The sequence below is a fragment of the Mycobacterium gordonae genome (assembly GCF_002101675.1).
Taxonomy (GTDB): domain Bacteria; phylum Actinomycetota; class Actinomycetes; order Mycobacteriales; family Mycobacteriaceae; genus Mycobacterium; species Mycobacterium gordonae.
In genome coordinates this window covers 42091-68317 of record NZ_LQOY01000197.1, presented here as the reverse complement: position 1 = coordinate 68317, position 26227 = coordinate 42091, and the positions used below count along the sequence as shown (strand labels likewise).

26 protein-coding genes and 2 pseudogenes are annotated in these 26227 nt (G+C 66.6%); 12 read left to right on the top strand and 16 right to left on the bottom strand.

The window, feature by feature from the left end:
- Nucleotides 1-50: 50 nt before the first annotated feature.
- A pseudogene (locus AWC08_RS24765) lies at nt 51-281 on the bottom strand (transcriptional regulator); the annotation flags it as partial.
- Between the two features lie 28 nt (nt 282-309).
- Here AWC08_RS24765 and AWC08_RS24760 point away from each other — a divergent pair.
- The gene (locus AWC08_RS24760; RefSeq protein WP_065134232.1) at nt 310-1074 is read left to right on the top strand and encodes a hypothetical protein; all 765 of its coding nucleotides are present in this window, start codon (nt 310-312) and stop codon (nt 1072-1074) included.
- 104 nt (nt 1075-1178) lie between these two features.
- Here AWC08_RS24760 and AWC08_RS24755 read toward each other — a convergent pair whose 3' ends face one another.
- Nucleotides 1179-1952 carry a TIGR03084 family metal-binding protein gene (locus AWC08_RS24755; RefSeq protein ID WP_065134231.1) on the bottom strand — a complete coding sequence of 258 codons (774 nt, stop codon included), beginning with the start codon at nt 1950-1952 and terminating at the stop codon, nt 1179-1181.
- On the bottom strand, nt 1949-3277 hold the full coding sequence (locus tag AWC08_RS24750) for an MFS transporter (protein ID WP_142283794.1): 1329 nt from the start codon (nt 3275-3277) through the stop codon (nt 1949-1951). Before AWC08_RS24750 ends, AWC08_RS24755 begins: the two co-directional genes overlap by 4 nt.
- Nucleotides 3278-3381: 104 nt before the next feature.
- On the opposite strand from AWC08_RS24750, the gene AWC08_RS24745 reads away from it, so the two are divergent.
- Nucleotides 3382-3987: a YqgE/AlgH family protein gene (locus AWC08_RS24745; RefSeq protein WP_065134230.1), complete on the top strand. Its 606-nt coding sequence runs from the start codon at nt 3382-3384 to the stop codon at nt 3985-3987.
- Here AWC08_RS24745 and AWC08_RS24740 read toward each other — a convergent pair.
- From AWC08_RS24740 to AWC08_RS24725, 4 genes are all read right to left on the bottom strand, one after another.
- Nucleotides 3974-5380 (bottom strand): sterol desaturase family protein, encoded by a 1407-nt coding sequence (locus AWC08_RS24740; RefSeq protein WP_082986376.1) that lies wholly within the window; start codon nt 5378-5380, stop codon nt 3974-3976. The two genes, AWC08_RS24745 and AWC08_RS24740, sit on opposite strands and share 14 nt — an antisense overlap.
- Before the next feature lie 37 nt (nt 5381-5417).
- Entirely contained in the window at nt 5418-5660 is a 243-nt protein-coding gene (locus AWC08_RS24735) for a hypothetical protein (protein WP_069435125.1), read from the bottom strand.
- A 102-nt stretch (nt 5661-5762) separates the two neighbouring features.
- Nucleotides 5763-6113 carry a hypothetical protein gene (locus AWC08_RS24730; RefSeq protein WP_065134228.1) on the bottom strand — a complete coding sequence of 117 codons (351 nt, stop codon included), beginning with the start codon at nt 6111-6113 and terminating at the stop codon, nt 5763-5765.
- 57 nt (nt 6114-6170) lie between these two features.
- Nucleotides 6171-7214, bottom strand: a complete 1044-nt coding sequence (locus AWC08_RS24725) for an LpqN/LpqT family lipoprotein (RefSeq protein WP_085088341.1) — start codon at nt 7212-7214, stop codon at nt 6171-6173.
- 199 nt (nt 7215-7413) lie between these two features.
- On the opposite strand from AWC08_RS24725, the gene leuS reads away from it, so the two are divergent.
- Entirely contained in the window at nt 7414-10287 is a 2874-nt protein-coding gene (gene leuS, locus AWC08_RS24720; protein WP_065136896.1) for a leucine--tRNA ligase, read from the top strand.
- Nucleotides 10288-10292: 5 nt separating this feature from the next.
- On the opposite strand, the gene AWC08_RS24715 is transcribed toward leuS, so the two are convergent.
- From AWC08_RS24715 to AWC08_RS24675, 9 genes and pseudogenes are all read right to left on the bottom strand, one after another.
- Nucleotides 10293-10961 carry an SDR family oxidoreductase gene (locus tag AWC08_RS24715; RefSeq protein WP_065136895.1) on the bottom strand — a complete coding sequence of 223 codons (669 nt, stop codon included), beginning with the start codon at nt 10959-10961 and terminating at the stop codon, nt 10293-10295.
- A 38-nt stretch (nt 10962-10999) separates the two neighbouring features.
- Complete coding sequence (locus AWC08_RS24710; RefSeq protein WP_065136894.1) at nt 11000-11494, bottom strand: MarR family winged helix-turn-helix transcriptional regulator; 495 nt, start codon at nt 11492-11494, stop codon at nt 11000-11002.
- Between the two features lie 88 nt (nt 11495-11582).
- Nucleotides 11583-11749: pseudogene (locus AWC08_RS38635) on the bottom strand (peptide ABC transporter ATP-binding protein); the annotation flags it as partial.
- Nucleotides 11750-11827: 78 nt separating this feature from the next.
- Nucleotides 11828-12535, bottom strand: coding sequence for a GntR family transcriptional regulator (locus AWC08_RS24700; RefSeq protein WP_065136892.1), 708 nt, complete (start codon nt 12533-12535; stop codon nt 11828-11830).
- Nucleotides 12536-12635: 100 nt separating this feature from the next.
- Entirely contained in the window at nt 12636-13436 is an 801-nt protein-coding gene (locus tag AWC08_RS24695) for an LLM class F420-dependent oxidoreductase (RefSeq protein WP_065136890.1), read from the bottom strand.
- A 17-nt stretch (nt 13437-13453) separates the two neighbouring features.
- Nucleotides 13454-14356, bottom strand: coding sequence for an alpha/beta fold hydrolase (locus AWC08_RS24690; protein WP_065136889.1), 903 nt, complete (start codon nt 14354-14356; stop codon nt 13454-13456).
- A gap of 137 nt (nt 14357-14493) precedes the next feature.
- Nucleotides 14494-15597, bottom strand: coding sequence for an inositol-3-phosphate synthase (locus AWC08_RS24685; RefSeq protein ID WP_065136887.1), 1104 nt, complete (start codon nt 15595-15597; stop codon nt 14494-14496).
- A gap of 59 nt (nt 15598-15656) precedes the next feature.
- On the bottom strand, nt 15657-16199 hold the full coding sequence (locus AWC08_RS24680) for a PadR family transcriptional regulator (protein WP_065136886.1): 543 nt from the start codon (nt 16197-16199) through the stop codon (nt 15657-15659).
- A gap of 127 nt (nt 16200-16326) precedes the next feature.
- Nucleotides 16327-17202 carry a DUF1707 SHOCT-like domain-containing protein gene (locus tag AWC08_RS24675; RefSeq protein ID WP_065136905.1) on the bottom strand — a complete coding sequence of 292 codons (876 nt, stop codon included), beginning with the start codon at nt 17200-17202 and terminating at the stop codon, nt 16327-16329.
- 124 nt (nt 17203-17326) lie between these two features.
- Here AWC08_RS24675 and AWC08_RS24670 point away from each other — a divergent pair, with 124 nt between their 5' ends.
- From AWC08_RS24670 to dnaB, 9 genes are all read left to right on the top strand, one after another.
- Nucleotides 17327-17761, top strand: a complete 435-nt coding sequence (locus tag AWC08_RS24670) for a DUF5318 family protein (protein WP_065136884.1) — start codon at nt 17327-17329, stop codon at nt 17759-17761.
- On the top strand, nt 17754-20249 hold the full coding sequence (locus tag AWC08_RS24665; protein WP_372511556.1) for a transglycosylase domain-containing protein: 2496 nt from the start codon (nt 17754-17756) through the stop codon (nt 20247-20249). The genes AWC08_RS24670 and AWC08_RS24665 overlap by 8 nt, the downstream gene beginning before the upstream one ends.
- Nucleotides 20246-21859, top strand: coding sequence for a glycosyltransferase family 87 protein (locus AWC08_RS24660; protein ID WP_065136883.1), 1614 nt, complete (start codon nt 20246-20248; stop codon nt 21857-21859). Before AWC08_RS24665 ends, AWC08_RS24660 begins: the two co-directional genes overlap by 4 nt.
- Nucleotides 21859-22497: a DJ-1/PfpI family protein gene (locus tag AWC08_RS24655; protein ID WP_065136903.1), complete on the top strand. Its 639-nt coding sequence runs from the start codon at nt 21859-21861 to the stop codon at nt 22495-22497. Before AWC08_RS24660 ends, AWC08_RS24655 begins: the two co-directional genes overlap by 1 nt.
- 111 nt (nt 22498-22608) lie before the next feature.
- On the top strand, nt 22609-22899 hold the full coding sequence (gene rpsF, locus AWC08_RS24650) for a 30S ribosomal protein S6 (protein ID WP_055578152.1): 291 nt from the start codon (nt 22609-22611) through the stop codon (nt 22897-22899).
- Between the two features lie 77 nt (nt 22900-22976).
- Nucleotides 22977-23486 (top strand): single-stranded DNA-binding protein, encoded by a 510-nt coding sequence (locus AWC08_RS24645; protein WP_065136881.1) that lies wholly within the window; start codon nt 22977-22979, stop codon nt 23484-23486.
- Nucleotides 23487-23527: 41 nt separating this feature from the next.
- A complete protein-coding gene (gene rpsR, locus AWC08_RS24640; protein ID WP_065046023.1) occupies nt 23528-23782 on the top strand; it encodes a 30S ribosomal protein S18 in 255 nt (84 codons plus the stop codon).
- Between the two features lie 32 nt (nt 23783-23814).
- A complete protein-coding gene (gene rplI, locus AWC08_RS24635; RefSeq protein ID WP_065136879.1) occupies nt 23815-24273 on the top strand; it encodes a 50S ribosomal protein L9 in 459 nt (152 codons plus the stop codon).
- 485 nt (nt 24274-24758) lie between these two features.
- On the top strand, nt 24759-26138 hold the full coding sequence (dnaB, locus tag AWC08_RS24630) for a replicative DNA helicase (protein WP_065136878.1): 1380 nt from the start codon (nt 24759-24761) through the stop codon (nt 26136-26138).
- Nucleotides 26139-26227 lie beyond the last annotated feature (89 nt).

Genomic DNA, 26227 nt, shown 5'->3' with positions numbered 1-26227 from the left:
TATACCCGCAGTGTCGGCCGCCTATCCGCCCAAATTTTTCGGAGCACTGGTCAAGCCGCCGAGCGGGGACCCGGTTGCGCGGCAGGAAGATGCAGGACCACCGCGTTCGCCCGGAGGGTCTCGCCCTCGTGCTCCCGGCGTGCCAGTAGGGCCGCGTTCTCCGGAAGTTCTCGGGCGTTGATCTCACCGGCGGCGATCCGTCGCAACACCTCGTGGGCCTGGGCGAGCTGTTCGCGCTTGCGGTATTGGCCGCCGGGCAGCTTGACCCCGGCCCAGACTCCCTGGTTCGGCCAGAACACTCCTGGGATCGTGGAGCGCGACGGCGAATATTTCGGTGAGCACTGGCCACACAACTCCGGGGTGGGCTGGGCGTACTCCGGCGCGCTGAGCGCTTTGATCGCTGCGTTGGCGGTACCGCCACCGATCGCGCCAATGGGCGCTTCACCGGCCGCGCCCGCCGCCGCGGCGGAAGCGGTGGCTCAGGCCGCCGCACAGACCGGCATGCACAACGCGGTCCAGGCGTCGGGCCAGGCTGCTCAGAGTGCCGGACAGAGCGCGGCCTCCCCCGCCGAGGCGACCGGCCAGCTGAGTTCACTCATGCAGCAGCCGATGCAGCTGGTGTCAGGGGCCACCGAACCGCTCAAGGAGCTGCTGCAGGCGCCGATGCAGGCCATGCAGGGCGTCACGAGCCTGCCGCAGAGCATGATGCAGGGATTCGGTGGAATGTTTCCCGCCGCAGGGGCACCGAGTGGCGTGGCCGCCGCCGAATCCGCGGTGGCCGCGGGGGGCATGACCGGATCAGCGGGCGGTGGCATCGGCGCGGCGGGCGGATTCCCCGGAGCCGGACTGACCAGCTACACCCGTCCCACCAGCAGCTTTGAACCCGAGGCCGGTGGGAAGCCGGCCAGCCTGCGGGCCGGCGTGCTCAATGCCGCCGAAGTGCGCGGTCCGACTGTGTCGACGGGAGGCGGCCCGCTGCCCATGACGCCGGCCGGCATGTTGGCCCGCGGCGAGGCGGGCAAAGACGTCGACAAAGACGTTGCGCGGGCGCGGGTCGTCGTCGACCCGCGCTAGCGCCGCGCCGAGTGGGAATTCCACGACGCGGCACGCCGGTTAGGCGTCGTCAAATCCACACTCGACCGGGCGGCGTTGCGCGCGTAGAGAGCGCGCGTGCGCGCTCATCGCCCGGGACCGGGCGGGCCCGCGAACGCCTGCGCGATTCCCAGCCACTGCTGCGCGTCCTCCCCCACCGCCGTCACATCCAGCGCGCTCAGCGGCCGCCGCTGGGTGACCAGGAGGCAGAAGTCCTCCGCCGAACCCGTCACCCGCTGCGCCGCGTCCGGCGGCCCCCAAGACCAGGTGTCACCACCGGGCCCGCGCAACTCGACGTAGAACGGCTCGGTGGGCGGCGTCAAACCGTTGACCATGTAGGCGTAGTCGCGGGCCCGCACGCCGATATGGGCGATCGATCGCAGCCGATCGGTCGGCGCCCGGGTGACACCCAGGGCGTCGGCCACATCCAACCCGTGCGCCCAGGTCTCCATCAGCCGCGCGGTGGCCATCGACGACGCGCTCATCGGTGGCCCGAACCATGGCAACTTGCGGCCGTCGGCCACGCCCAGCAGGGCTTCGTGCAACCGACGCCGGGTGTCGCGCCAATCGGCCAGCAACTCCGCGGGCGGCATCGCGGCCAGCTCTTCGGCGCCGGCGTCGACGAACCCGCCGGGATCGGCGGCGGCAGCGGTCAGCGCTTCACCGAAGGCGGCCTCGTCGGTCACCGATAGCAGCGACACCCGGTCGGTCCACAGCAGGTGCCCGATCTGGTGGGCGATGGTCCACCCCGGCGCGGGGGTCATCGTCGCCCAACCATCTGCCGGCAGCGGCGCAACCAACGCGTCGAGCTCGTCGCTCTCGGCCTGCAGATCCGCGACGAACGCGGCCGAACCACTCATCCCAGTACCTCCCTAGCACGCCCCCGACGACCGACCAGGCTGTGCACCAACAAACCCACCAGATAGATCAGCGACCCGAACAACGCGAAGACGGGCGCGTGCCCGTCGTCGGGAATGAAGGCCGCGGCAACGGTGACCGAGACGATGAACGAGACCCAGAACAATGCGTCCTGAACCGCGAACACATGCCCGCGAAGGGCATCGTCGACGTCGATCTGCATCGCCGAGTCCGCGCAGAGCTTCACCACTTGACCGGCGACACCCAGTAGGAAGCCGCACACCACCATGACCGGCAGCAACAGCCCGGCGCCCGCCGTCTGGATCGCGGCCGCCGCCACCAACGCGCCGTTAGCCGTCGCGTACCGACCCCAGCGCCGGATGAGGACCGGGGTCAGCAGGTTGGCCAGGAACGCGCCCAAACCGGTCGCGGCGAAGAACACCAAAGCGGTGCCCAACCCGTCGACGTCGACATTCTTCAAGTGGTGCACCAGCAGCAGGATCACCAACGAGTTGATACCCACGACCATCCGGTGCGCCGCCAGCCCGGACAGAGCGGCTGCGACCGACGGCAGTTGAACCACCGTCCGGACCCCGTGCAGCCACCCGGTGAACACGGCGTACACCGCCGAGCCGTGGATCGCGCGCTTGGTGTCGTCCGGACCGAGGACCCGGGGACTGAATCGCAGTGACAGCAGCAACGCCAACGCCACCGGAATCAGGGCAGTGAAAATCACCGCCGCCGCACCATGATCGCCGGCGCCACCGAGCCAGCGCGGCAGGAGCATGAAGTTGGCGCCCAGAAACGCGGCGATCGCGCCGGACGCGGTGGCCACCGAGTTCATCGTGACGACCTGCGGGCGCGGCACCACGTGCGGCAGCGACGCCGACAAACCGGACGCCACGAACCGGGCCAAGCCGTTGGCCAGCAATGCGGCACACAGCAGGACCCAGTCGCCGGCGCCAACGGCGAGAATCGTTCCGATCGCGACGATGAAGCACAACCGTGCGCTGTTCGCGCCGACCAGCACCAGGCGCCGATCCCACCGGTCCATCAGCGCTCCGGCGAACGGGCCGAGCACCGAATACGGCAGAAACAACACCGCGAAGGCGCGAGCGATTGCCAGCGGATCGGCGGCCCGGTCGGGGTTGAACAGCAGCGCGCCCGCCAAGCCCGCCTGGAACAGGCCGTCGCCGAACTGACTCGCCATGCGCACCTGCATCAGCCGCCAGAAGTCGGGCAGGGCTCGCACCGAGCGCCACAATTCCACGGGTGCGCTGGCCTGCATCCGAGTGCGAATCACTGAACCCACTTCCACGATCGGCACCGGCAACGACGGGTCGGCTCTGCGCCGTCTCAATCACAGTACAAATCTCTGCCGACCGCGGCTGTTTGCACCGGTGATCCGACCTGGAGTGCGATGATGTGGTAGTGGCGCAGCACGAAGATCCCGAGGACTACGCGGCCCCCGCTGCACAACGGGTGCGAGCGGGTACTTTGCTCCTGGCCAACACCGACCTACTGGAGCCGACGTTTCGGCGCAGCGTTATCTACATCGTCGAGCACAACGAGGGCGGCACCCTGGGCGTGGTGCTGAACCGGTCCAGCGAAACCGCCGTCTACAACGTGCTACCGCAGTGGGCCAAGCTGGCTGCCAAGCCGAAGACGATGTTCATCGGCGGGCCGGTCAAGCGGGACGCGGCACTGTGTCTGGCGGTGTTGCGGGTCGGTGCCGAGCCCGACGGCGTGCCCGGCTTGCGGCATGTCGCGGGTCGCATGGTGATGGTGGATCTCGATGCCGAACCGGAACTGATCGCACCCGTGGTGGAAGGGGTGCGGATCTTCGCGGGGTACTCCGGGTGGACCATCGGACAACTCGAAGGCGAAATCGAGCGCGACGACTGGATCGTGCTGTCGGCACTGCCATCTGACGTTCTAGCGCCACCGCGGGCGGATCTGTGGGGGCAGGTGTTGCGCCGGCAGCCATTGCCGCTGGCGATGCTGGCCACGCACCCGATCGACCTCAGCCGCAACTAGCCGGCGCGGGGCGGGGTTTGCGGGCAGCCCTGGTCGCCGTGCGTGAGCTGGTCAGCGGCCAGGCGAGTTGACGCAGGTAGCCGGCCGGTTCCAGGTCGTCGAGACCGTACTGTGCCGGCCAGCGGTTGGTGGGCAGGTACAGAGTCCCGAAAATTGCGTCCAGCAGCGGGAACTCCCCGGCGTAGTTGCTGTTGTGGGCCTGCGGTTCGCGGGCATGATGCCAATGGTGGAAATGCGGAGTGGCTATCAGCCATCGCAATGGGCCAAACTCGGTTTTCACATTCGCGTGGATGAAGACGGCCTGCAGCGTGATGACGATCGCAAACGTGCCCAGACCGATCCGGCCGAAGCCAAGCGCATACATCGGTAGCACCGCGGCAGACCGGATGAACGTCTCGTCGACCGGGTGCAGATGGTTGGCGGCGAGCCAGTCCAGTTCGCGGACGCTGTGATGGACCCGATGGAAACGCCACAGCAGCGGTATCTCGTGTGCCGCCCGGTGTCCCGCATAGTTGCCGATCGCCGAGATCGCCAGTCCCGCCACGATCTGCACCCAGGTGGGACTGGCGGCAACGTCCAGACGCAACGGTTCGGGCACCAACGCACGGAGGAACCCGCCCACCACCACCGCCGTCGCGATCAGCCCGAACTTCAACGCTGTCCCGTTGACCAAGTAGTGCACCACGTCTGTCCGCCACCCTCGGCGCAGTACGCGACGCGGATGCAAAGGGAACAGTCGTTCCAGCGGAACGAAGATCACCGCGAGAATCGCCAGTCCGAACACGATGCCGCTGCGCGCGCTGAGCGCGGCGAGGACCAGCGCAAACGTGAGCACCCCCACCAGGGAAGCACCGACACCCGGCCGTCGCCTGTCTGCGACGGCGACTTCATCGACGGCCGGCGATGTTTGGTCGCCGCCCCCGGTTGCCCGCACGGTCGCTGGGGCGGACCCCGCGATACCCGGCCCGGTACGCGCCAGCCAACCCCAGCCGGCCAGAATGCCGGTTGCCAGCGTGACCACGGCAACCCCGGCGCAAACGTTGTCGGTGGCCACCGCGACGGATGTCATCAAGACTCCGGACTGGACCGCGAGCCCGGCAACCGACAGCGACCTGTACCCGCGAAGTAGCCGGCACATCTGCCAACCCACCATCGCCATCGCCGCCCACAACACAATGCTCGAGAGGTGCATCGCATCGCTGCCGGTATGCCACCGACCTCCGCTGGCCCTGGCGACACCGGCGAGCACGGTCATCTCGACGGCATGCAACATCAGTAGCGCCAACACGATCGTCCGGGCGACACCGATGGCCGGCCGTGCCCGCAGGGATGTCGCGGCGGTCGGGTGAATGTGACTAAGCACCGGACCGGCGGCTCCGGCCGCTGGGGTCACGCTGCCGATGTCGAGGGATCGCCGAAAGCACGCGGACTCATCTGGGATCGCTGCTGGGCGGCGGCGTAGCCGGCGGCTTGGTGGTGGTTGCGGCGGGACCGATCGTCCGGCCGGGCCCGCAGTCGATCGTGGGACCGAAGCACGGTCCGCCGCCGCCAGCTCCGACCATTCCGTCCAAGAAAGGAAGTCGGTAAATCGACATCACCGCCACGACGACTAGCGCCGCCGCGGCGATCACCAGCAACGCGGCGATCCGGTAATTCTTGGGGCGTGCACTCACAGCTAACAGTATGGTCTGCACCGCACAACCTGAGTTGTGGGTATTTGCACCCAACTTGATCTCGCCGCGGCAAGCTCCGAAGCCGCGGACGGCTTTGCGCTGCTAGTGGCAGGACAGCGTGCAGGCGCCGCAGCTGCCGGCGCAGCCGGGCTGATTGGCCGGCACGGCCTGACGGCGCAGGGCATACTTCGCGCTCTGCATCGAACCGGTGGCCAGGGTGCCGAGGGCGCCGAGGATGCAGACCACCACCACCACCAGCGCCGTCTGCGGCGACGCGGCCAGCGCCACCACTCCCCCAGCGCCCAGCATCACGGCGGCAGCGAACTGTGGGGGCGCCATCGAGCGCACCGCCCACTGCGTGGCGTCGGTGGTGGCCGTATGGGACAGCGACCAGATACCGAATGCGGCTGACGCTATGGCCGCACACACGCACACCACGCCCGCAATAAGCATGTGCTAACCATACGAGCCCGCCGATCATTCCGCGCGCCGGGCTCACCGCCCGGCTGGTTAGTGCCCGGGGGCCGGGGTCAAAGTGACCAGGGGTGGTTCGGCCAGCTGGCTGGGCGGGGGAACCGCCCGCGGCGCCGACGCCGCCGGCGGAGTCGCTAGCTGGGGCGCGGGCGCGGGCGCGGGCGCGGGCGCGGGTGCCGCGGGTGCCGCGGCTCGGCCCGGAGCCTGACCGGCCACACCCGGTGTAGCCACCCGGAAGCCATTGACGATGGCGTCGGTGGCAGGTGCGTCACTAACCGCTTGGCTCGCGGCCGTGGTCACCGACAGGGAGACGAGATACTTGTCCGGCCCGTTGTTGGCCAGGACGTGGCGCCGCGACGTGTTCAGCGTCATGTCGTTTTCCCGGTACGTGCCCTCGATGACCGACGACGGGAAGCTGCCGAGGCTGGCCAGCGACGCGTTGGTGGTCTGCCACGCGAGCAGCCGTTGGCTGTCGACGAAGCCGTGCGTGATCGCCTCCGCGGAGTCGAAGTCACCTATCAGCTTGTAGACGACCACCTGCGCATTCGAGGTGTACACGCTGTTGCCGCCGACCCGATCGGCGATCACCACGAACGCGTCCGGCACGTTGGGGTCAGGCACCTGAGTCCAGCGCGGCGGCATTGGGACGGTGATGTCGAGCGCCTTGAAACCCAGGGGGCGCTGGGCCTCGAGCCTGACGCCTTTGCCTTCCAGGTACTCACGCAGCGTGCCCGTGGTGGCGGGAGTGACCGCCGGCGGTTGTGGGGCCGCGGCCGCGGGCGCCGGCCCGGTGGCCGGAACGGCCGCGGGCGCCACCGCCGGAAGCGGGGCCGGCATCTGCAACGGCATTTGGGCAGGCGCCTGAGCGGGCGCGGGGGCGAACCTGTTGACGCCTCCGGGGAACACCCCTGAGTTCTGTCCGGGCGGGGTGGCCGGCTGCATGGGGACCGGGCCGGGCAGCGAGGGCTGCGGGACCAGAGGTTCTGCCGAAGCAGTCCCGCCCGCAACCATCACGACGCCGACGACACCGGCGGCCGCACCGCCCACGAGTGTCCGCCAACTGCGCGCGATCCGCTTCATCTCGATCGGTCCCTCCGCACTAGCCGGGGCGTCACTGCCCACCATCGAGGCCGAATGTAACCCCTGTTCAACGGCGTCGACCATGCTCGAAATACAGCTGGGATGAACCCCTGATCGGTGCGCAACGGAACCGATACCAACCCGTGCCCGACGGGCTCGGCGCGGTCGCTTCCGTAGCGGCCCTTATACCCTGTTGGGCGTGACAGAATCGCCGACCACGGGACCCGACGCGGACGCGCCGCGGTACCGCTACACCGCTGAGCTCGCCGCCGGGCTGGAACGCAGCTGGCAGGACAACTGGGCTCAGCAGGGCACCTTCAACGTGCCCAATCCGGTCGGCTCCCTGGCGCCCGCCGACGGCTCGGCCGTTCCCGACGACAAGCTGTTCGTGCAGGACATGTTCCCGTACCCCTCGGGGGAGGGGCTGCACGTCGGGCACCCCCTCGGTTACATCGCTACCGACGTCTACGCCCGCTACTATCGGATGACGGGTCGTAATGTGTTGCACGCCTTGGGGTTCGATGCGTTCGGATTGCCCGCCGAACAGTACGCTGTGCAGACCGGCACCCACCCGCGCACCAGGACCGAGGCCAACGTCGTCAACTTCCGGCGCCAGCTGGGCCGGCTGGGCCTCGGTCACGACAGCCGTCGCAGCTTCTCCACCACCGATGTGGAGTTCTACAAGTGGACCCAGTGGATCTTCCTGCAGATCTACAACGCCTGGTTCGACACCACCGCCGACAAGGCCCGCCCGATATCCGAGCTGATCGACGAGTTCGACTCCGGTGCAAGGGTTCTCGATGACGGCAGGCAGTGGGCACAGCTGTCCGCGGGGGAGCGGGCCGACGTGGTCGACGGGTACCGACTGGTGTACCGCGCCGACTCGATGGTCAACTGGTGTCCGGGCCTGGGCACGGTGCTGGCCAACGAGGAGGTCACCGCCGACGGCCGCAGTGACCGCGGGAACTTCCCGGTCTTCCGGAAGCGGTTGCGGCAATGGATGATGCGGATCACCGCGTACTCCGACCGGCTGCTCAACGACCTCGACAGCCTGGACTGGCCGGATCAGGTCAAGACCATGCAGCGCAACTGGATCGGGCGCTCGACCGGCGCCACGGCGTTGTTCGCCGCGACCAGGGCTGACGGTGCGGCCGCCGACATCGAGGTGTTCACCACCCGGCCGGATACGCTGTTCGGCGCCACCTACCTGGTGCTCGCTCCCGAGCACGATCTGGTCGACGAATTGGTCGCCGACCGCTGGCCCGACGGAGTGCAGGCGGCCTGGACCTACGGCGGTGCCACACCCGCCGAAGCGGTGGTCGCCTACCGGCACGCCATCGCGGCCAAGTCGGACCTCGAACGACAGGAAAACCGGGAGAAGACCGGCGTCTTTCTGGGTAGCTACGCGGTCAACCCGGCCAACGGCGAGTCGGTGCCGATCTTCATTGCCGACTATGTGCTGGCCGGCTACGGTACCGGGGCGATCATGGCGGTTCCAGGACACGACCAGCGGGACTGGGACTTCGCCCGGCAGTTCGGCCTGCCTATAGTCGAAGTCATTGCCGGCGGCGACATTTCGCAGGCGGCACATTCCGGCGACGGCGTCCTGGTGAACTCCGGCTTTCTGGACGGCAAGAATGTGGCCGATGCCAAACAGGCCATGACCCAACGGCTGGAATCGGACGGCCGGGGCCGGTCCCGCATCCAATTCAAGCTGCGCGACTGGCTTTTCGCGCGGCAGCGGTACTGGGGCGAGCCGTTTCCGATCGTCTATGACGCCGACGGGCACGCCCACGCGATCGACGAAGCCGCATTGCCGGTGGAACTGCCCGATGTGCGCGACTACTCGCCGGTGTCGTTCGATCCCGACGACGCCGACAGCGAGCCGTCACCGCCGCTGGCGAAGGCGACCGACTGGGTGCACGTCGAACTCGATCTCGGCGACGGGCTGAAGCCCTACACCCGCGACACCAACGTGATGCCGCAATGGGCCGGCAGCTCCTGGTACGAGCTGCGCTACACCGACCCGCACAACTCAGAGCGCTTCTGCGCCAAGGAAAACGAGGCCTACTGGATGGGCCCGCGGCCGGCCGAGCACGGTCCGAACGACCCTGGCGGCGTCGACCTGTACGTCGGCGGTGCCGAACACGCCGTTCTGCACCTGCTGTATTGCCGCTTCTGGCACAAGGTTCTTTATGACCTCGGGCACGTCAGCTCCCGGGAGCCCTACCGCAAGCTGGTGAACCAGGGCTACATCCAGGCCTTCGCATACACCGACGCGCGCGGGTCGTATGTGCCCGCCGAGGAGGTGATCGAGCGTGACGGCGGTTTCGTCTACCCAGGCCCCGACGGTGAAATCGAGGTCTTCCAGGAATTCGGCAAAATCGGTAAGAGCCTGAAGAATTCGATCTCCCCCGATGAAATCTGTGACGACTACGGCGCCGACACGCTGCGCGTGTATGAGATGTCGATGGGCCCGTTGGAGGCGTCGCGGCCGTGGGCGACGAAGGATGTCGTTGGCGCGCACCGCTTTCTGCAACGGGTGTGGCGCCTGGTGATCGATGAGGAAAGCGGAGAGACCCGGGTTGCCGACGCGGATCTGACCGCCGAGACGCTGCGCGCGCTGCACCGCACGATTGCCGGCGTATCGGAAGATTATGCGGCACTGCGGAATAACACCGCGGCTGCCAAGCTTATCGAGTACACAAATTACCTCACCAAACAGTATCGCGACGGGGTGCCGCGCGCCGCGGTGGAACCGCTGGTGTTGATGGTGGCGCCGCTGGCCCCGCATATGGCCGAGGAACTGTGGCTGCGGCTGGGTCACGGCACGTCGTTGGCGCACGGCCCCTTCCCGGTGGCCGACTCCGCGTATCTGGTGGACGACACCGTCGAATACCCGGTACAGGTGAACGGCAAGGTGCGCGGCCGGGTGGTGGTGGCAGCAGACGCGGCCAGCGACGTGGTGCAAGCCGCCGCGTTGGCCGACGAAAAGGTGCAGGCGTTCCTCGCGGGGTCCACGCCGCGCAAGGTGATTGTCGTGCCCGGGCGGATGGTGAACCTGGTCGTGTGACCAGGTCATCCGCGCGGGCGGATCACCACTTCGTGCACGTGGCCGTCCCGTGGCGTGGCCACCACGTTGGCCACCACCTCGGCGACGGTCTCGGGTCGCAAGAATTTCGCGGGGTCGTACTCGCCGCCCTCGTAAGCGACCAGTTCGCGCTGCATGTCGGTGTCCACTCGGCCAGGATGCACCGACGTCACGAGCAGCGCCGGCTCATCCGCGCGCAGCGAATCGGCGAAGGCGCGCAGGGCGAACTTGCTGGCCGAGTAGGAGGCCATGCCGGATGAGACATTGCGGCCCGAACCGGAGTTGATGAACACCACCCGGGCTCTCGCCTGCCGCAGCGCCGGCAACAGCGTCAACGTAAGAGCCACCGCGCCAAAGACATTGACACTGAAGGTGGCCCGCCACTCGTCCACGTGCGACTCGTCGACCCGACCCGGAATGGAAACCCCGGCGTTGTGCACGAGCACGTCGAGCTGGTCGATCACTTCGCAACTGGCTTCGATCGAGTCGGTGTCGGTCAGGTCCAGCGGAAACGTGGTGGCACCGAGCCGTTCGGCGACGGCGTCCAGGCGCGACGACGGCCGACCGGCCAACAACAGCGTGTGGGTGGGTGCCAGCGCGGTCGCGATGGCGGCGCCGATGCCGCCACTGGCGCCGGTGATGAGTGCGGTGGGCATCGTTCAGTAGTTACCAATCATATTGGCAACAAACACTTTCACGCGTCGTCGGGGTCCGCCGCAGGGGTGGCCGGTTCACCGCTGGCGAGCCGGGCCAGCGGCGCCGACGCCTCCATCAGGATGTCCAGGTCTGACTTGGGCAGTTGACTGAGCATCGCCGCCAGGGCGGCGTGACGGTTGGCCAGCGACTCGTTGTGCACCGCCCGGCCCTGCGGCGTGATGTCGACGAGCACCGCGCGCAGATCCGACGGGTCGCGAGAGCGCTTGACCAGCCCGACCTTCTCAAGCCGGCGAATTGCCACCGTGGTCGTGGGGGTGCGAACCCGCTCGTGCGCGGCCAGGTCGGTCATCCTGATCGGACCCCGATCGAGCAGGGTGATCAGGATCGACAACTGAGCCAGTGTCAACTCACCGGCTACCGCCCCGCTGGTCGGATCGCCGCGGCGCAGAAGCGTGGACAGCTTGGACAAGGAGCGGTGCAACCCTTCCGCCAGCTCCGACACCTCCGGGGCTGTGGGTTCGCTGTCCGCCATAAACCGGCAGTCTAACCCGCGACGCCCGCGGGTGGAGACAATGCGTGAAGCGGGCGTGGCCGCGCAAGAAAAGTGCGGGTCACAGCACCTAGAAAAGGAACCGCTGTAGCCGCGAGGTCTCTGCGGCTTCGAATATCCGCTCCGGAGGCCCGGACGCTACGACTTTGCCGTGGTCTCATGGGGACCATCACCATCGTCGTCCCGTCGGCGCCCTGGATCCGCGAGGAGTTGCAGGACCCCCTGCACCCTCCCCGGGGTCCGACGCCGACGCACCAGTGCGGGCGATCGCCACCCGCATTGCCGCGAGAGCGTGGCGGTGCGGGTCGTTTTCGTTCAGAGCACGATCGGCGACCGCTCACGCGCGGCTGCCGGCTCAGCACATTCCTCGCGTGTGATGAAAACCCCGCGCCTGCACAGCTCGGCCACCATGGTCTTGGCCATCAGCTCGGAGCGCGCGATGCATGCCGCCCTGGCGGCCTCGGGGTCGCGCCGATGCAGGGCGGCATTCTCCTCTTCGTAAAACGGCAGCATGTCCTCGCGGCTGTGCTGGTAGGTCATGAAAAAGACGCGGGGAATGAGGTTCTGTGACGCCCGAATGGTGGCGTGCAGTCGCGGCCCGGCGTACTCGTCGTTTACCACCCGGCGGTACTCCCAGGCGATCTCGGCGAAGTTCCGCGGCTCCCTGGCGGCGCGCAGCGAGCGCAGCAGCGCATCCAGTTCACTCAGGATGCGTGGCGTCGGGTTGGCCGCAGCCCGGGCGGAGGCGATCCCGTTCAGCAGGCCATCGAGTTCGTGGTGTTCCAAGACGGTCGACTCGTCGAAGCGCTCGACGAACGCGCCGCGGTGGTACCGCGTGGAGACGATGCCGTCATGTTCGAGCTGGACCAACGCCTCCTGGATGGGGACCCGGCTGATGCCCAGTTCCTGGGCTATCTCGTTGCGGTCGACACGGTCACCGCTGCGCAGTTTTCCGGTCAGCACCAAGTTGAGAAGGTGCGTGACCACCTGGTCTTTTTCTTTGATCCCATACTTCTTAGGCATCAGTTCGTTACATCTCTTTTCGCCCCCCGACGGGCTCCAGCGCGGCAAGTTTCTCACGACTGGGCGGCAAGGTTGAGATGTTTCGCAGATGAAGCGCGGCTTAAGACAAACTGTCGCGCCATCGGCAGAGCGCCTCGGCGCCCGAAAGGTCGTAGTCGGGTCCGTCGCAGCCGACAGTCAGCATCGTGACCCCGAGTCCGGCCAGCGCTTCGGCGTTGCTGACCACCTCTGACCCGTTGCCGGCCGAGGCGGAACGTTCGATGGTGGCCGGGTCGCGTCCGACCGCCTCGCAGTGCTGGGCCAGCACCGCCGCCTTGGCCGGGAACTCGTCCTTGGAGGCGAAGCTGTGCCAGATGTCGGCATGCTCGGCCACCAGGCGCAGCGTCTTGCGCTCGCCGCCCCCGCCGATCAGCACCGGGATGTCCCGGGTGGGCGCCGGGTTCAGCTTGCGCAGACGCGAGGTGATCCGGGGGAGTGCGCTGGCCAGATCGTCGAGCCGGCTGCCGGCCGTGCCGAACTCGTAGCCGTACTCGTCATAGTCCTTCTGCTTCCAGCCCGAGCCGATGCCGAGAATGAGCCGACCGTCCGAGATGTGGTCCACGGTGCGGGCCATGTCGGCCAGAAGTTCCGGGTTGCGGTAGGAGTTGCACGTTACCAATGCGCCGATCTGGATGCGGGAGGTCTGCTCGGCCCAAGCCCCGAGCATGGTCCAGCATTCGAAATGGGCGCCATCGGGATCGCCGTAGAGCGGGAAGAAGTGGTCCCAGTTGAACGCGACATCCACGCCCATGTCTTCGCAGCGGCGGACGGCGTCGCGGATCTGGTCGTACTGCGGGGCGTGCTGGGGTTGCAGTTGCACGCCGATGCGGATGGGAAGGTCGGGGAGTACGGGGGAGGTCATAGAGACCACCGTAGGCCTCAAGCCGTGCCGATCACCGTGCGTAGGAGATCGATCAGGGCGCGCGGCTGGTCACTCTGCACCGAGTGGCCGGAATTCTCTACGATGTGCGCATCCTTGAAATACGTTGCACGCCGGCCGAGTTCGGCGACATCGTCGTCATTGACGAACCCCGAGGAGCCGCCGCGGATCAGGGTCACCGGCGCGGTCAGCGCATCGACGTCGTCCCACAACGTGCTGAAGTCTGGGAAGACCCGGATCGCGTCGTAACGCCAGGTCCAGTTGCCGTTGTCCAGTCGGCGCGAGTTGTGGAAGACGCCGCGGCGCAACGCCTTTACCTCGCGGTGCGGCGCGGCAGCGATCGTCAGGTCCAGCATGGCTTGGAAGCTGGGGAATTCGCGCTCGCCGTGCATCAGTGCGACCGTGCCCTGCTGCTCCTTGGTCATCTCGGAGTGGCGCTGCAACGCCGACGGGGTGACGTCGATGAGGACCAGTTCGTTGATCAGCTCCGGTGCCAGGGCGCCGAGTCGGATGCCCGTCAGGCCGCCCAGCGACATGCCGATAACCAGCTCGGCGTCGGGGGCAAGGTCACGCAGGACCGGCGCCAACGCGTCGGCGTTGTGCTGGGGTGAGTAGTCACCGTCGTCGCGCCAGGAGGAATGGCCGTGCCCGGGCAGGTCCACCGCGAGCGCGGGCTCGCCGAGACCGACGATCACCGTGTCCCAGGTGTGGGCGTTCTGACCGCCGCCGTGCAGGAAGACCACCCGCGGCCGGGTTCCGCCCCAGCGCAGCGCGCTGATGGCACCCGCGTCCACCCGCTCGACGGCAGGTAGCGGACCGGAGACGCCGGCCTGTTCGGCGTTCTCGGCCAGCAGGTCGAACTCGGAGAGCCCGGTCAGGTCGTCAGAGGAGGCGTCGGTCACGCCACTGACTCTACGAACCGGCGCAGGACCACCAATAGCTACCTGGCCGCAAAGCGCACCATCCCGCCTGAAGATCTGCAGACAATGTACGAGAAACCCTCTGCAAGACCTCAGTTTCGGCGAGCTACCCCGAGGCTCTAGCCCTCGTTGATGAACTCTTCGAGCTGCGTGCGCGCGATGTCGTCGGCCAGCTGCTCCGGCGGGCTCTTCATCAGGTATGCCGACGCCGGGATCACCGGTCCGCCGATGCCGCGGTCCTTGGCGATCTTGGCCGCGCGCACGGCATCGATGATGATGCCGGCCGAGTTCGGGGAGTCCCAGACCTCGAGCTTGTACTCCAGGTTCAGCGGCACGTCACCGAAGGCGCGGCCTTCCAGGCGCACGTAGGCCCACTTGCGGTCGTCGAGCCAGGCGACGTGGTCGGACGGGCCGATGTGGACGTTCTTGTCCTCGACCTTGCCGGCGAGTGAGCCGGTGAGGTTGGACGTGACGGCCTGGGTCTTGGAGACCTTCTTGGACTCGAGGCGCTCGCGCTCGAGCATGTTCTTGAAGTCCATGTTGCCGCCGACGTTGAGCTGGTAGGTGCGGTCCAGCGTGACGCCGCGGTCCTCGAACAGCTTGGCCATCACGCGGTGGGTGATCGTCGCGCCCACCTGGCTCTTGATGTCGTCGCCGATGATCGGTACGCCGGCATCCTTGAACTTCTTGGCCCACACCGGGTCGGAGGCGATGAACACCGGCAACGCATTCACGAACGCCACCCCGGCGTCGATCGCGCACTGGGCGTAGAACTTGTCGGCCTCTTCCGAGCCCACGGGCAGGTAGGACACCAGCACGTCGACCTTGTTGTCCTTGAGGACCTTCACCACGTCGACCGGCTCGTCGTCGGACAGCTCGATGGTGTCGGCGTAGTACTTGCCGATGCCGTCGAGGGTCGGGCCGCGCTGCACCACCACGTTGGTCGGCGGCACGTCGGCGATCTTGATGGTGTTGTTCTCCGAGGCGTAGATCGCGTCGGACAGGTCAAAGCCGACCTTCTTGGCGTCGACGTCGAAGGCGGCCACGAACTTGACGTCACGAACGTGGTACGGGCCGAACCGGACGTGCATCAAGCCGGGGACGGACGCCGTGTCGTCGGCGTTGTAGTAGTACTCGACGCCCTGAACCAGCGAGGACGCGCAGTTGCCGACGCCGACGATGGCGACTCGTACCTCAGTCGACGCCTGTGTGTTCCCACTCATTGGGCGTTCTCCTAACCTTCGTATCTTTGGATGTCTTGCGTTGGTTTCGTGCGAGGGGATTACGTCTGTTCGACGGTGTTGGGCGCTGCCCGCTCCGCGGCGATGAGCTCGTTAAGCCACTTGACCTCACGCTCGCTGGACTCCAGCCCGAGTTGATGCAGTTGACGGGTGTAGCGGTCAAACGAACTGCTGGCCCGCGCGACTGCTTCACGCAGGCCTTCCCGGCGCTCCTCGACCTGACGGCGCCGGCCTTCCAGGATGCGCATCCGCGCCTCCGCCGGAGTGCGGTTGAAAAATGCCAGGTGCACTCCGAAGCCGTCATCGGTGTAGTTGTGCGGACCGGTGTCGGCGACAAGTTCGGTAAAGCGGCGGCGGCCTTCGTCCGTGAGCTGGTATACCCGTCGGGCGCGTCGCACCGGCGTCCCCGCCGGCGCGGCGTTCTCGGCGATCAGCCCGTCGGCCTGCATCCGCCGCAGCGCCGGGTACAACGACCCGTAGGAGAACGCCCGGAAGGCGCCGAGCAGCCCGGTCAGGCGTTTGCGCAGCTCGTAGCCGTGCATGGGTGACTCGATGAGGAGCCCCAAAATAGCCAGTTCCAGCATCGATTCACCTCCTGTTACGTGGCTTGTTACGACGATACGACGCCTCGGGTCATAGTATCGCTCCGATATATTAGCGACAACAGCACCGTCCGTTAATGCGCTGTTAGTCACATTCGGGTGGCGCCGCTCAGCTCACGTAATGAACCTGCTTGACCGTGCCGTCCCCGGCCAGCTCGATGTAGCCACTGCCGTAGTCGCTGGAGACGTAAATGGTCAGCGACAGCGCGCCGGGAGTGGTGGGATCCTTCGCCGGTTCGACGATCAGGTAGCTCGATTTGACGTCCTGCTGCTTGATGCCGACGGTCTCGGGGGCCCCGCGCAGGATCCCCACCACCGTCTTGACGTCGAACTTGCCCAGGTCCACCAGCTCGCTATCGGTGCTGCTGTTGCGGGCGGAGCTGCTCGGATCGCCCCATCCGCCGCGGTAGGTGTAGTCGAGGACCCGCCGGTCGTCGGTGGGATCCTTGCGATCGATGGAGGCGTAGTCCGGATACACCAGCAGCCGGTAGCCCATGGTGTCGCCGAAACGTTTGCGGGTCTGCTCGAGCAGGCCGGTGAGGCCGCCGAGGGACTGCAGCTGCTTGGGCGGAGTCAGCACCACGGCCGCGATGCCGTCGGACTTGGCACCGGGGTCGGAGGTGAAGTCCAGCGGGGACGTGGTGTTGCCGTACAGGCCCCAGCCGATGCCGATTCCCAGCAGCACCGTGACGCCGAAGGCCGCGGCGGCCAAGCCTAATCCCGAGCGCCTGGCCTGCGTCTTGAGTTTCGGCATCTGGGCGGGGTGCTCACTCTCTGCGGACTGCAGATCGTCGACCAGGTGCTGCAGGTCACCGAGGGTGACGGCGTTGGTGGCGGCGCTGACCCGCTCCCGGTGCTCCTCCATCGACAACTCGCCGTCGTTGAGCGCCTTGTCGAGAATGTTGCAAGCATCCTGCCGGTCGCTGTCCTTGGCCCGCGTCGTCATCGATCCGCCACGGGCAGGTGCGCTCAACCATTTCGCCACGGGATGATCGTAGAAGTCGCGCCTGCGACCGGCACAGCCTGTGATCACCGGATACCTACACACCTGCGCGACAACAGGCTGAGTTGCCTGCCGGTGTCAGCGGCGGCGACGTACTCTGGTCAGCGTGCGACTGCAGCGACAGGTAGTGGACTACGCGCTTCGGCGGCGCTCACTGCTGGCCGAGGTGTACTCGGGGCGCACCGGTGTCTCCGAGGTTTGTGACGCCAATCCGTATTTGCTGCGCGCGGCGAAGTTTCACGGGAAACAAAGCCAGGTGATGTGTCCGATCTGCCGCAAGGAACAGCTCACGCTGGTGTCCTGGGTTTTTGGCGAACATCTGGGTGCCGTTTCGGGCTCGGCGCGGACCGCGGAAGAGCTGGTGCTGCTGGCGACGCGGTTTTCGGAGTTTGCTGTCCACGTGGTGGAAGTGTGCCGGACCTGTAGCTGGAATCATCTGGTGAAGTCCTACGTCCTGGGCGCGGCAGTGCCCGCCCACCCGCCGCGGGGGTCGGGCGGCAAGCGGACGGCGCGCAATGGCGCCCGCACGGCCAGTGAATAGCGGAGGGCGCCACCACCAGTCGTCCAGCGACAAACCGGATGAGTCGACGACATCGGATGGCGGCAAACACTCCGGCGGTGAGCAGCAGGCCGCGCCGCCGCCCCGGCGTCCGGTGCCTCCCGATGACCGGCTGACGACGGTCATCCCGACGGTCTCCGACAATCACCCCGGCCGGCACGCCGACCCGATCGACCAAGTCAAGGCGGCGCTCGATTCTCCCGCGCCCGCTGACCCGCTCGGGCAGGTCAAGGCCGCGCTGGACGCCCCGTCACGGCGGGCCGGGCGCGAACGGCTCAGCGGACAGCGACGTCCGCCTGCCGGACCGCCGCCGTCGGGCCCGGCCGGATCGGCCGGCGCCCGGGGTCCCCGACCGAAGCCGACCTGGTCGCAGCAGATCAACTGGAGATGGGTCCGGCGCTCGCTGTATCTGAGCCTGGCCGTTCTGATCCTGCTGCCGATCGTCACCTTCACCATGGCGTACTTCATCGTCGACGTGCCGCGGCCCGGGGACATCCGCACCAACCAGGTGTCGACGATCCTGGCCAGCGACGGCTCCGAGATCGCCAAAATTGTGCCGCCGGAAGGTAACCGGGTCGACGTCAACCTCAGCCAGGTCCCGGTCCACGTACGTCAGGCGGTGATTGCCGCCGAAGACCGCGGCTTCTACTCCAATCCGGGCTTCTCGTTCACCGGGTTCGCCCGGGCGGTCGGCAACAATCTGTTCGGTGGCGACCTGCAGGGCGGCTCCACAATCACCCAGCAATACGTTAAGAACGCGTTGGTCGGCTCCGCGCAGCACGGGTGGAGCGGCGTGATGCGCAAGGCCAAGGAACTCGTCATCGCCACCAAGATGTCGGGGGAGTGGTCCAAAGATGATGTGCTGCAGGCGTATCTGAATATCATCTACTTCGGCCGCGGCGCTTACGGAATCTCGGCGGCCTCCAAGGCCTACTTCGACAAACCCGTCGAGCAGCTCACCGTGTCCGAGGGCGCACTGCTGGCGGCGCTGATTCGGCGGCCGTCCACCCTGGACCCCGCCGTCGACCCCGAAGGCGCGCTCGCGCGGTGGAACTGGGTCCTGGACGGCATGGTGGAAACCAAGGCGCTGTCGTCCAATGACCGTGCGGCGCAGGTGTTCCCCAAGACGGTCTCGCCCGATCAGGCCCGTGCCGAGAACCAGACCACCGGGCCCAACGGGCTGATCGAACGGCAGGTCACCAAGGAACTGCTCGAGCTGTTCAACATTGACGAGCAGACGCTGAACACCCAGGGGTTGCAGGTCACCACGACGATCGATCCGCAGGCACAGCAGGCGGCGGAGAAAGCGGTGTCGAAGTACCTCGACGGCCAGGACCCCGACATGCGCGCCGCGGCGGTCTCCATCGACCCCCGCACCGGAGCGGTGAAGGCGTACTACGGCGGAAATAACGCGCTGGGATTCGATTTCGCGCAGGCCGGGCTGCAGACCGGGTCGTCGTTCAAGGTGTTCGCCCTCGTTGCCGCGCTCGAGCAGGGCATCGGTCTGGGCTATCAGATCGACAGTTCACCGCTGACCGTTGACGGCATCAAGATCACCAACGTCGAGGGCGAGAGTTGCGGGACCTGCAACCTGGCCGAAGCGCTGAAGATGTCGCTGAACACCTCCTACTACCGGCTGATGCTCAAGCTCAAGGGCGGACCCCAGGCCGTCGCCGACGCGGCGCACCAAGCCGGGGTCGCCGAGAGCTTTCCGGGTGTCGCGCACACGCTGTCCGAAGACGGCAAGGGCGGCCCGCCCAACAATGGAATCGTATTGGGGCAGTATCAGACTCGCGTGATCGACATGGCCACGGCCTACGCGACGCTGGCCGCGTCCGGCCTGTACCACCGCCCGCACTTCGTGCAGAAGGTGGTCAACGCCGAAGGCCAGGTCCTGTTCGACGCCAGCACCGCCGACAACAGTGGCGATCAGCGCATTCCAAAGGCCGTGGCCGACAACGTCACCGCCGCGATGCAACCGATCGCCGGATATTCGCGGGGCCACAACCTGGCGGGCGGCCGGCAGTCCGCGGCCAAGACCGGCACCACGCAGTTCGGTGATACCACGGCCAATAAGGACGCCTGGATGGTCGGGTACACCCCACAGCTGTCCACCGCCGTCTGGGTCGGCACGGTCAAGGGCGACGAACCTTTGGTGAATGCCTCCGGCGGCGCGGTTTACGGCTCCGGCCTGCCCTCGGACATGTGGAAGGCGACGATGGACGGCGCCCTGAAGGGACAGCCGAACGAGACCTTCCCCAAACCAACGGAGATCGGCGGTTACGCGGGTGTGCCCGCGGCGCCTCCGCCACCGCCGCCGCCACCGTCGGAGACGGTGATCCAGCCGACGGTCGAGATAGCACCGGGAATCACCGTGCCGGTGGGCCCGCCCACCACCATCACCGTCCCGCCGGCCGGCCCGCCGCCGTCGGTGCCACCGCCGTCTGACGTCCCGCAACCACCCCCGTGAGCGAGCGCGCCACCATATCTCCGCGGCCGCTGGCCGACGACCGCCGTAGCGCCGACAATCGCGACTGCCCCAGCCGCACCGACGTTCTGGGTGCCGCGCTGGCCAACGCGGTCGGCGGACCGGTGGGCCGGCACGCGCTGATCGGCCGAACCCGGTTCATGACGCCGGTGCGGGTGATGTTCATCATCGCGCTGGTCTTTCTGGCGCTGGGGTGGTCCACGAAAGCCGCCTGCCTGCAGAGCACCGGCACCGGAACAGGCGATCAGCGGGTAGCTAATTGGGACAACCAACGGGCCTATTACGAGTTGTGCTACTCCGACACAGTTCCCCTCTATGGGGCAGAGTTGTTAAATCAGGGGAAGTTTCCCTACAAGTCCAGCTGGATCGAGACGGACGGCAGCGGCACCCCCCAAGTCCGCTACGACGGTCAGATCGCAGTGCGCTACATGGAATACCCGGTGCTGACCGGGGTGTACCAGTACGTCTCAATGCGTTTGGCCAAGGCCTACACCGCGGTGAGCAAGGTACTGCCCGTCCCGGTGATCGCCGAAGTGGTCATGTTCTTCGATTTCGCCGCCTTCGGATTGGCGCTGGCCTGGCTGTTGACCGTGTGGGCCACGGCGGGCCTGGCCGGTCGCCGCATTTGGGATGCCGCGCTGGTGGCCGCCTCACCGCTGCTCATCTTTCAGATCTTCACCAATTTCGATGCCCTGGCAACGGCTTTCGCGATGGGCGGCCTGCTGGCCTGGGCGCGGCGCAAACCGGCGCTGGCAGGCGTGCTGATTGGCTTGGGCGCCGCGGCCAAGTTGTATCCGCTGCTGTTCCTGGGCCCGCTGTTGGTGCTGGGAATACGGTCGGGACGACTTCGCGATGTCTACCGGACCACGCTGATCACGGCGGCGACCTGGCTGGCCGTCAATCTGCCGATAATGGTGCTCTTCCCACGGGGGTGGTCGGAGTTCTTCCGGCTCAACACCCGTCGCGGCGACGACATGGACTCGCTGTTCAACGTGGTGAAGTCGTTTACCGGCTGGCGCGGCTTCGATCCCGCACTGGGGTTCTGGGAACCACCGACCATCTTGAACAGCGTCGTGACCGTGCTGTTCGTGTTGTCCTGCGCCGCAATCGCTTACATCGCCTTGACCGCCCCGCAACGGCCTCGCCTGGCGCAGCTGGCGTTCCTGGTGGTCGCGGCCTTCCTGTTGACGAACAAGGTGTGGAGTCCACAGTTCTCCCTGTGGCTGGTCCCGTTGGCGGTGCTGGCCGTTCCGCACCGCCGGGTTCTGTTGGCGTGGATGACAATTGACGCGCTGGTATGGGTGCCCAGGATGTATTACCTGTACGGCAATCCGAACCGTTCGCTGCCCCTGCAGTGGTTCACGACCACGGTGCTGCTCCGCGATATTGCGGTGACGGCGTTGTGCTTGTTGGTCATTCGCCAGATCTATCGGCCGGAGGAGGATCTGGTGCGCTGGGAGGGTCGTGTCGACGATCCGGCCGGCGGTGACTTCGACCTGGCACCGGACAATCCGCCCGCGTGGCTGCCATCCTGGTTACGTCCGGCCCGCCGGCCGCGGGTCCCGGAACCCGAAGTGGTCGGGCAGAGCTGATGCAGGTCGCCATTCCGGTGTTCCCGCGGTTCACGGCACTCGATGCCGTCGGGCCTTATGAGGTGCTGCAACGCATTCCGTCGATCGACGTGGTCTTCGTCGGTCATCAACGCGGTGAGGTGCGCACCGAGAACGGCATGCTCGGCGTCACCTGCGACGCCACCTTCGACGAGGTCGCCGCCCCCGACGTGGTGGTGGTCCCCGGCGGGATCGGAACCCGGGTGCTGGTCGATGACGAAACCATCCGCGGCTGGCTGCAATCGGTGCACCCGGGTACCAGCTTCACCACATCGGTGTGCACCGGAGCACTGTTGTTGGCCGGTGCCGGATTGCTCGACGGCTTGACTGCGACCACGCATTGGCGCGCGGCCGACGAGCTGAACCGATTGGGTGCGCGGTATGTGCCCGAGCGGGTCGTCGAACACCTGCCGCAGCGGATCATCACCGCCGCGGGAGTGTCCAGCGGCGTGGACATGGCCCTACGGCTGGTCGAGTTGCTCGTCGACCGGGTGGCCGCCCAGGCCGCTCAACTGCTCATCGAGTACGACCCGCAGCCGCCGTTTGACTCCGGCGCGCTGGCCAAGGCCGACGAGGCGACACAGGCCAGGGCGCTCGAATTCATCCAGTCGCGGAAGTGAATTTCGGGTCAGCCCGGCCATCCGGTAGCCTGGGGCGGTTGCCGACGCAGGCGACCCTCCTGCCACGGAGGTTCCGTGGCCGCCCAGACCAGAGGAGGTGATGAGGTCCCTATGCGTCCATACGAAATCATGGTCATCCTTGACCCCACGCTCGACGAACGCACCGTAGCCCCGTCGCTGGAGACGTTCCTGAACGTTGTCCGCAAAGACGGTGGATCGGTCGAAAAGGTCGACATCTGGGGCCGGCGACGGCTGGCGTACGAGATCGCCAAGCACGCCGAAGGCATCTACGTTGTCATCGACCTGAAGGCCGCCCCCGCGACGGTCTCCGAGCTCGACCGCCAGCTGAGCCTGAACGAGTCGGTGTTGCGCACCAAGGTGATGCGCACCGACAAGCACTGACCGCCTCTGTCGGAGCAGGCGCCTAGGCTGATCCAAGGCTCGTACACCCACCCATCAGGCGGACCCAGGAGGCAATTATGGCTGGTGACACGACTATCACTGTCGTGGGAAACCTCACCGCTGACCCCGAACTGCGGTTCACGCCCTCGGGTGCGGCCGTAGCGAACTTCACGGTGGCATCCACCCCGCGGATCTACGACCGTCAGAGTGGGGAGTGGAAGGACGGCGAGGCGCTGTTCCTGCGCTGCAACATCTGGCGTGAGGCGGCCGAGAACGTGGCCGAAAGCCTGACCCGGGGCGCGCGGGTGATCGTTACCGGGCGGCTCAAGCAGCGTTCCTTCGAAACCCGTGAGGGCGAGAAGCGCACCGTGGTCGAGGTTGAGGTCGACGAGATCGGGCCCTCGCTTCGGTATGCGACCGCCAAGGTCAACAAGGCCAGCCGCAGCGGCGGCGGCGGCTTCAGCGGCGGCGGCGGCGGATCACGGCAGGCGGCGCCGGCGCAGTCCGGCGGATCCGGCGAGGACCCGTGGGGCAGTGCCCCCGCTTCGGGTTCGTTCGGCGGCGGCGACGACGAACCGCCCTTCTGACTCCCTAACTTCCACAGCACAAGAACGGAAAGATTGACACCATGGCCAAGTCCACCAAGCGGCGCCCGGCTCCGGAGAAGCCGATCAAGGCGCGCAAATGCGTCTTCTGCGCCAAAAAGGGCCAGAACATCGACTACAAAGACACCAATTTGCTGCGGACCTACATCAGCGAGCGCGGCAAGATCCGGGCCCGCCGGGTCACCGGCAACTGCGTGCAGCACCAGCGGGACATCGCCGTCGCGGTGAAGAACGCCCGCGAGGTCGCGCTGCTGCCCTTCACCTCCTCGACGCGCTGATCACCGCGCGGCCCAACGAAAGTACGTAAACGATGAAGCTGATTCTCACGGCTGACGTCGACCACCTCGGTTCCGTCGGCGACACGGTCGAAGTCAAGGACGGGTACGGCCGTAACTTCCTGCTGCCCCGTGGTCTGGCGATTGTCGCCTCGCGCGGTGCGCAGCGGCAGGCCGACGACATCCGCCGCGCCCGCGAAACCAAAACGGTCCGTGACCGCGAACACGCAAACGAGATCAAGACCGCCATCCAGGCGCTCGGATCGGTCTCGTTGCCGGTGAAGACGGCGTCCGACAGCGGCAAGCTGTTCGGCTCGGTCACGGCCGGTGACGTGGTGGCCGCCATCAAGAAGGCCGGCGGCCCGAACCTCGACAAGCGGATCGTCCGGCTGCCCAAGGCCCACATCAAGGCCGTTGGTACGCACCCGGTGGTGGTGCACCTGCACCCCGAGATCGACGTCGAGGTCGCGCTCGAAGTCGTCGCCCAGAGCTAACTCGCTTCGCCTGCCCGGTGTGGCCCTTGCGGCCGCACCGGGTTTTGTGCTGCCTTGAACCGGCTTCGCGGAGCGGCATTCTGGCGAACTGTTCCGAAGCGCTAACCCGGGGGTGGGCGTAACCCCGCATTAACTCCGCCAAAATCTGGCGGAAAACCAACACGCCCGGCGCGATAACCTGCGCCGACACGCCGTAGAGATTCTTGTCCACATAAATTCGGCGGCGTTGTATGGCGGTTAGCAGCACTGATAGACAAAAACTCCGCTTTGATCCACAGGTTCTCCACACCCCGTTCAACACAGGCGTTCAACGATATGCACACTCGATCCACAGCTTCATGAACAGGCCTTGTTGGAGTCCTGTCCAGCAACGTTTACGTTTCATCCGGCGCGAAGCTAGGGGGTGGGGGTCGGTGCCATGACTTACTCTCGGAATGTCGGTAGTCGAATGTATGTTCGGTGGGCGAGTCGAAGGGAGGTGGTCTGTGGCGGTCGTCGATGACATGCCCCACCCTGGGATGGATACCCCGCCACCCAGTGAGGACTACGGTCGCCAGCCTCCTCAGGATCTCGCCGCGGAACAGTCGGTGCTGGGCGGGATGCTGCTGAGCAAGGACGCCATCGCCGACGTGCTGGAACGGCTGCGGCCCAGCGACTTCTATCGCCCTGCCCATCAGAACGTCTACGACGCGATTCTGGACCTGTACGGCCGCGGTGAGCCGGCGGACGCGGTGACCGTGGCCGCGGAGCTGGACCGTCGTGGATTGCTGCGTCGCATCGGCGGGGCGCCCTACCTTCATACGCTGATCTCGACCGTCCCTACGGCCGCCAACGCGGGCTACTACGCGGGCATCGTGGCCGAGAAGGCGCTGCTGCGCCGCCTGGTCGAGGCGGGCACGCGGGTGGTGCAGTACGGCTATGCGGGTGCTGACGGTGCCGATGTCGCCGAGATCGTCGACCGGGCTCAGGCCGAGATCTACGAGGTCGCCGAGCGGCGCACCTCCGAAGACTTTGTGCCGCTCGAAGACCTGCTGCAGCCGACGATGGACGAGATCGACGCCATCGCCTCCAACGGTGGCATGTCGCGCGGTGTGCCGACCGGGTTCACCGAACTCGACGAGGTGACCAACGGGTTGCATCCCGGGCAGATGATTATCGTGGCGGCGCGGCCGGGGGTGGGGAAGTCGACCCTGGGGTTGGATTTCATGCGCTCGTGCTCGATCAAGCACCGCATGGCCAGCGTCATTTTCTCTCTGGAAATGAGCAAGTCCGAGATTGTGATGCGCCTGCTGTCTGCGGAGGCGAAAATCAAACTGGCCGATATGCGTTCGGGTCGGATGAACGATGACGACTGGACCCGGCTAGCACGGCGGATGAGCGAAATAAGTGAAGCGCCACTGTATATCGACGACTCGCCGAATCTCACTATGATGGAGATCCGCGCCAAAGCGCGCCGTCTGCGACAAAAGGCCAACCTGAAACTCGTCGTCGTCGACTACCTCCAGCTGATGACATCGGGTAAGAAGGTCGAGTCAAGACAGATCGAAGTGTCCGAGTTTTCAAGGCATCTCAAGCTTTTGGCCAAGGAACTTGAGGTTCCGGTGGTGGCGATCAGCCAGCTGAACCGTGGTCCCGAACAGCGCACGGACAAGAAGCCGATGCTGTCGGACCTTCGCGAATCGGGATCACTAGAACAGGATGCCGACATGGTAATCCTGCTGAACCGCCCGGACGCATTCGAACGCGATGACCCACGTGGCGGAGAAGCGGATTTCATTCTCGCCAAACACCGTAACGGTCCGACCAGGACCGTGACCGTTGCGCATCAGTTGCACTTGTCGCGGTTCGCCAATATGGCGAGGTGAGTACAAGAGAGCAGCTTGTAGGTTCCCGGATCCCGTGTCACTTTCCCAATTGAATTGCCGCCAAATTGTCGCTTGCGACATGAAAGCGG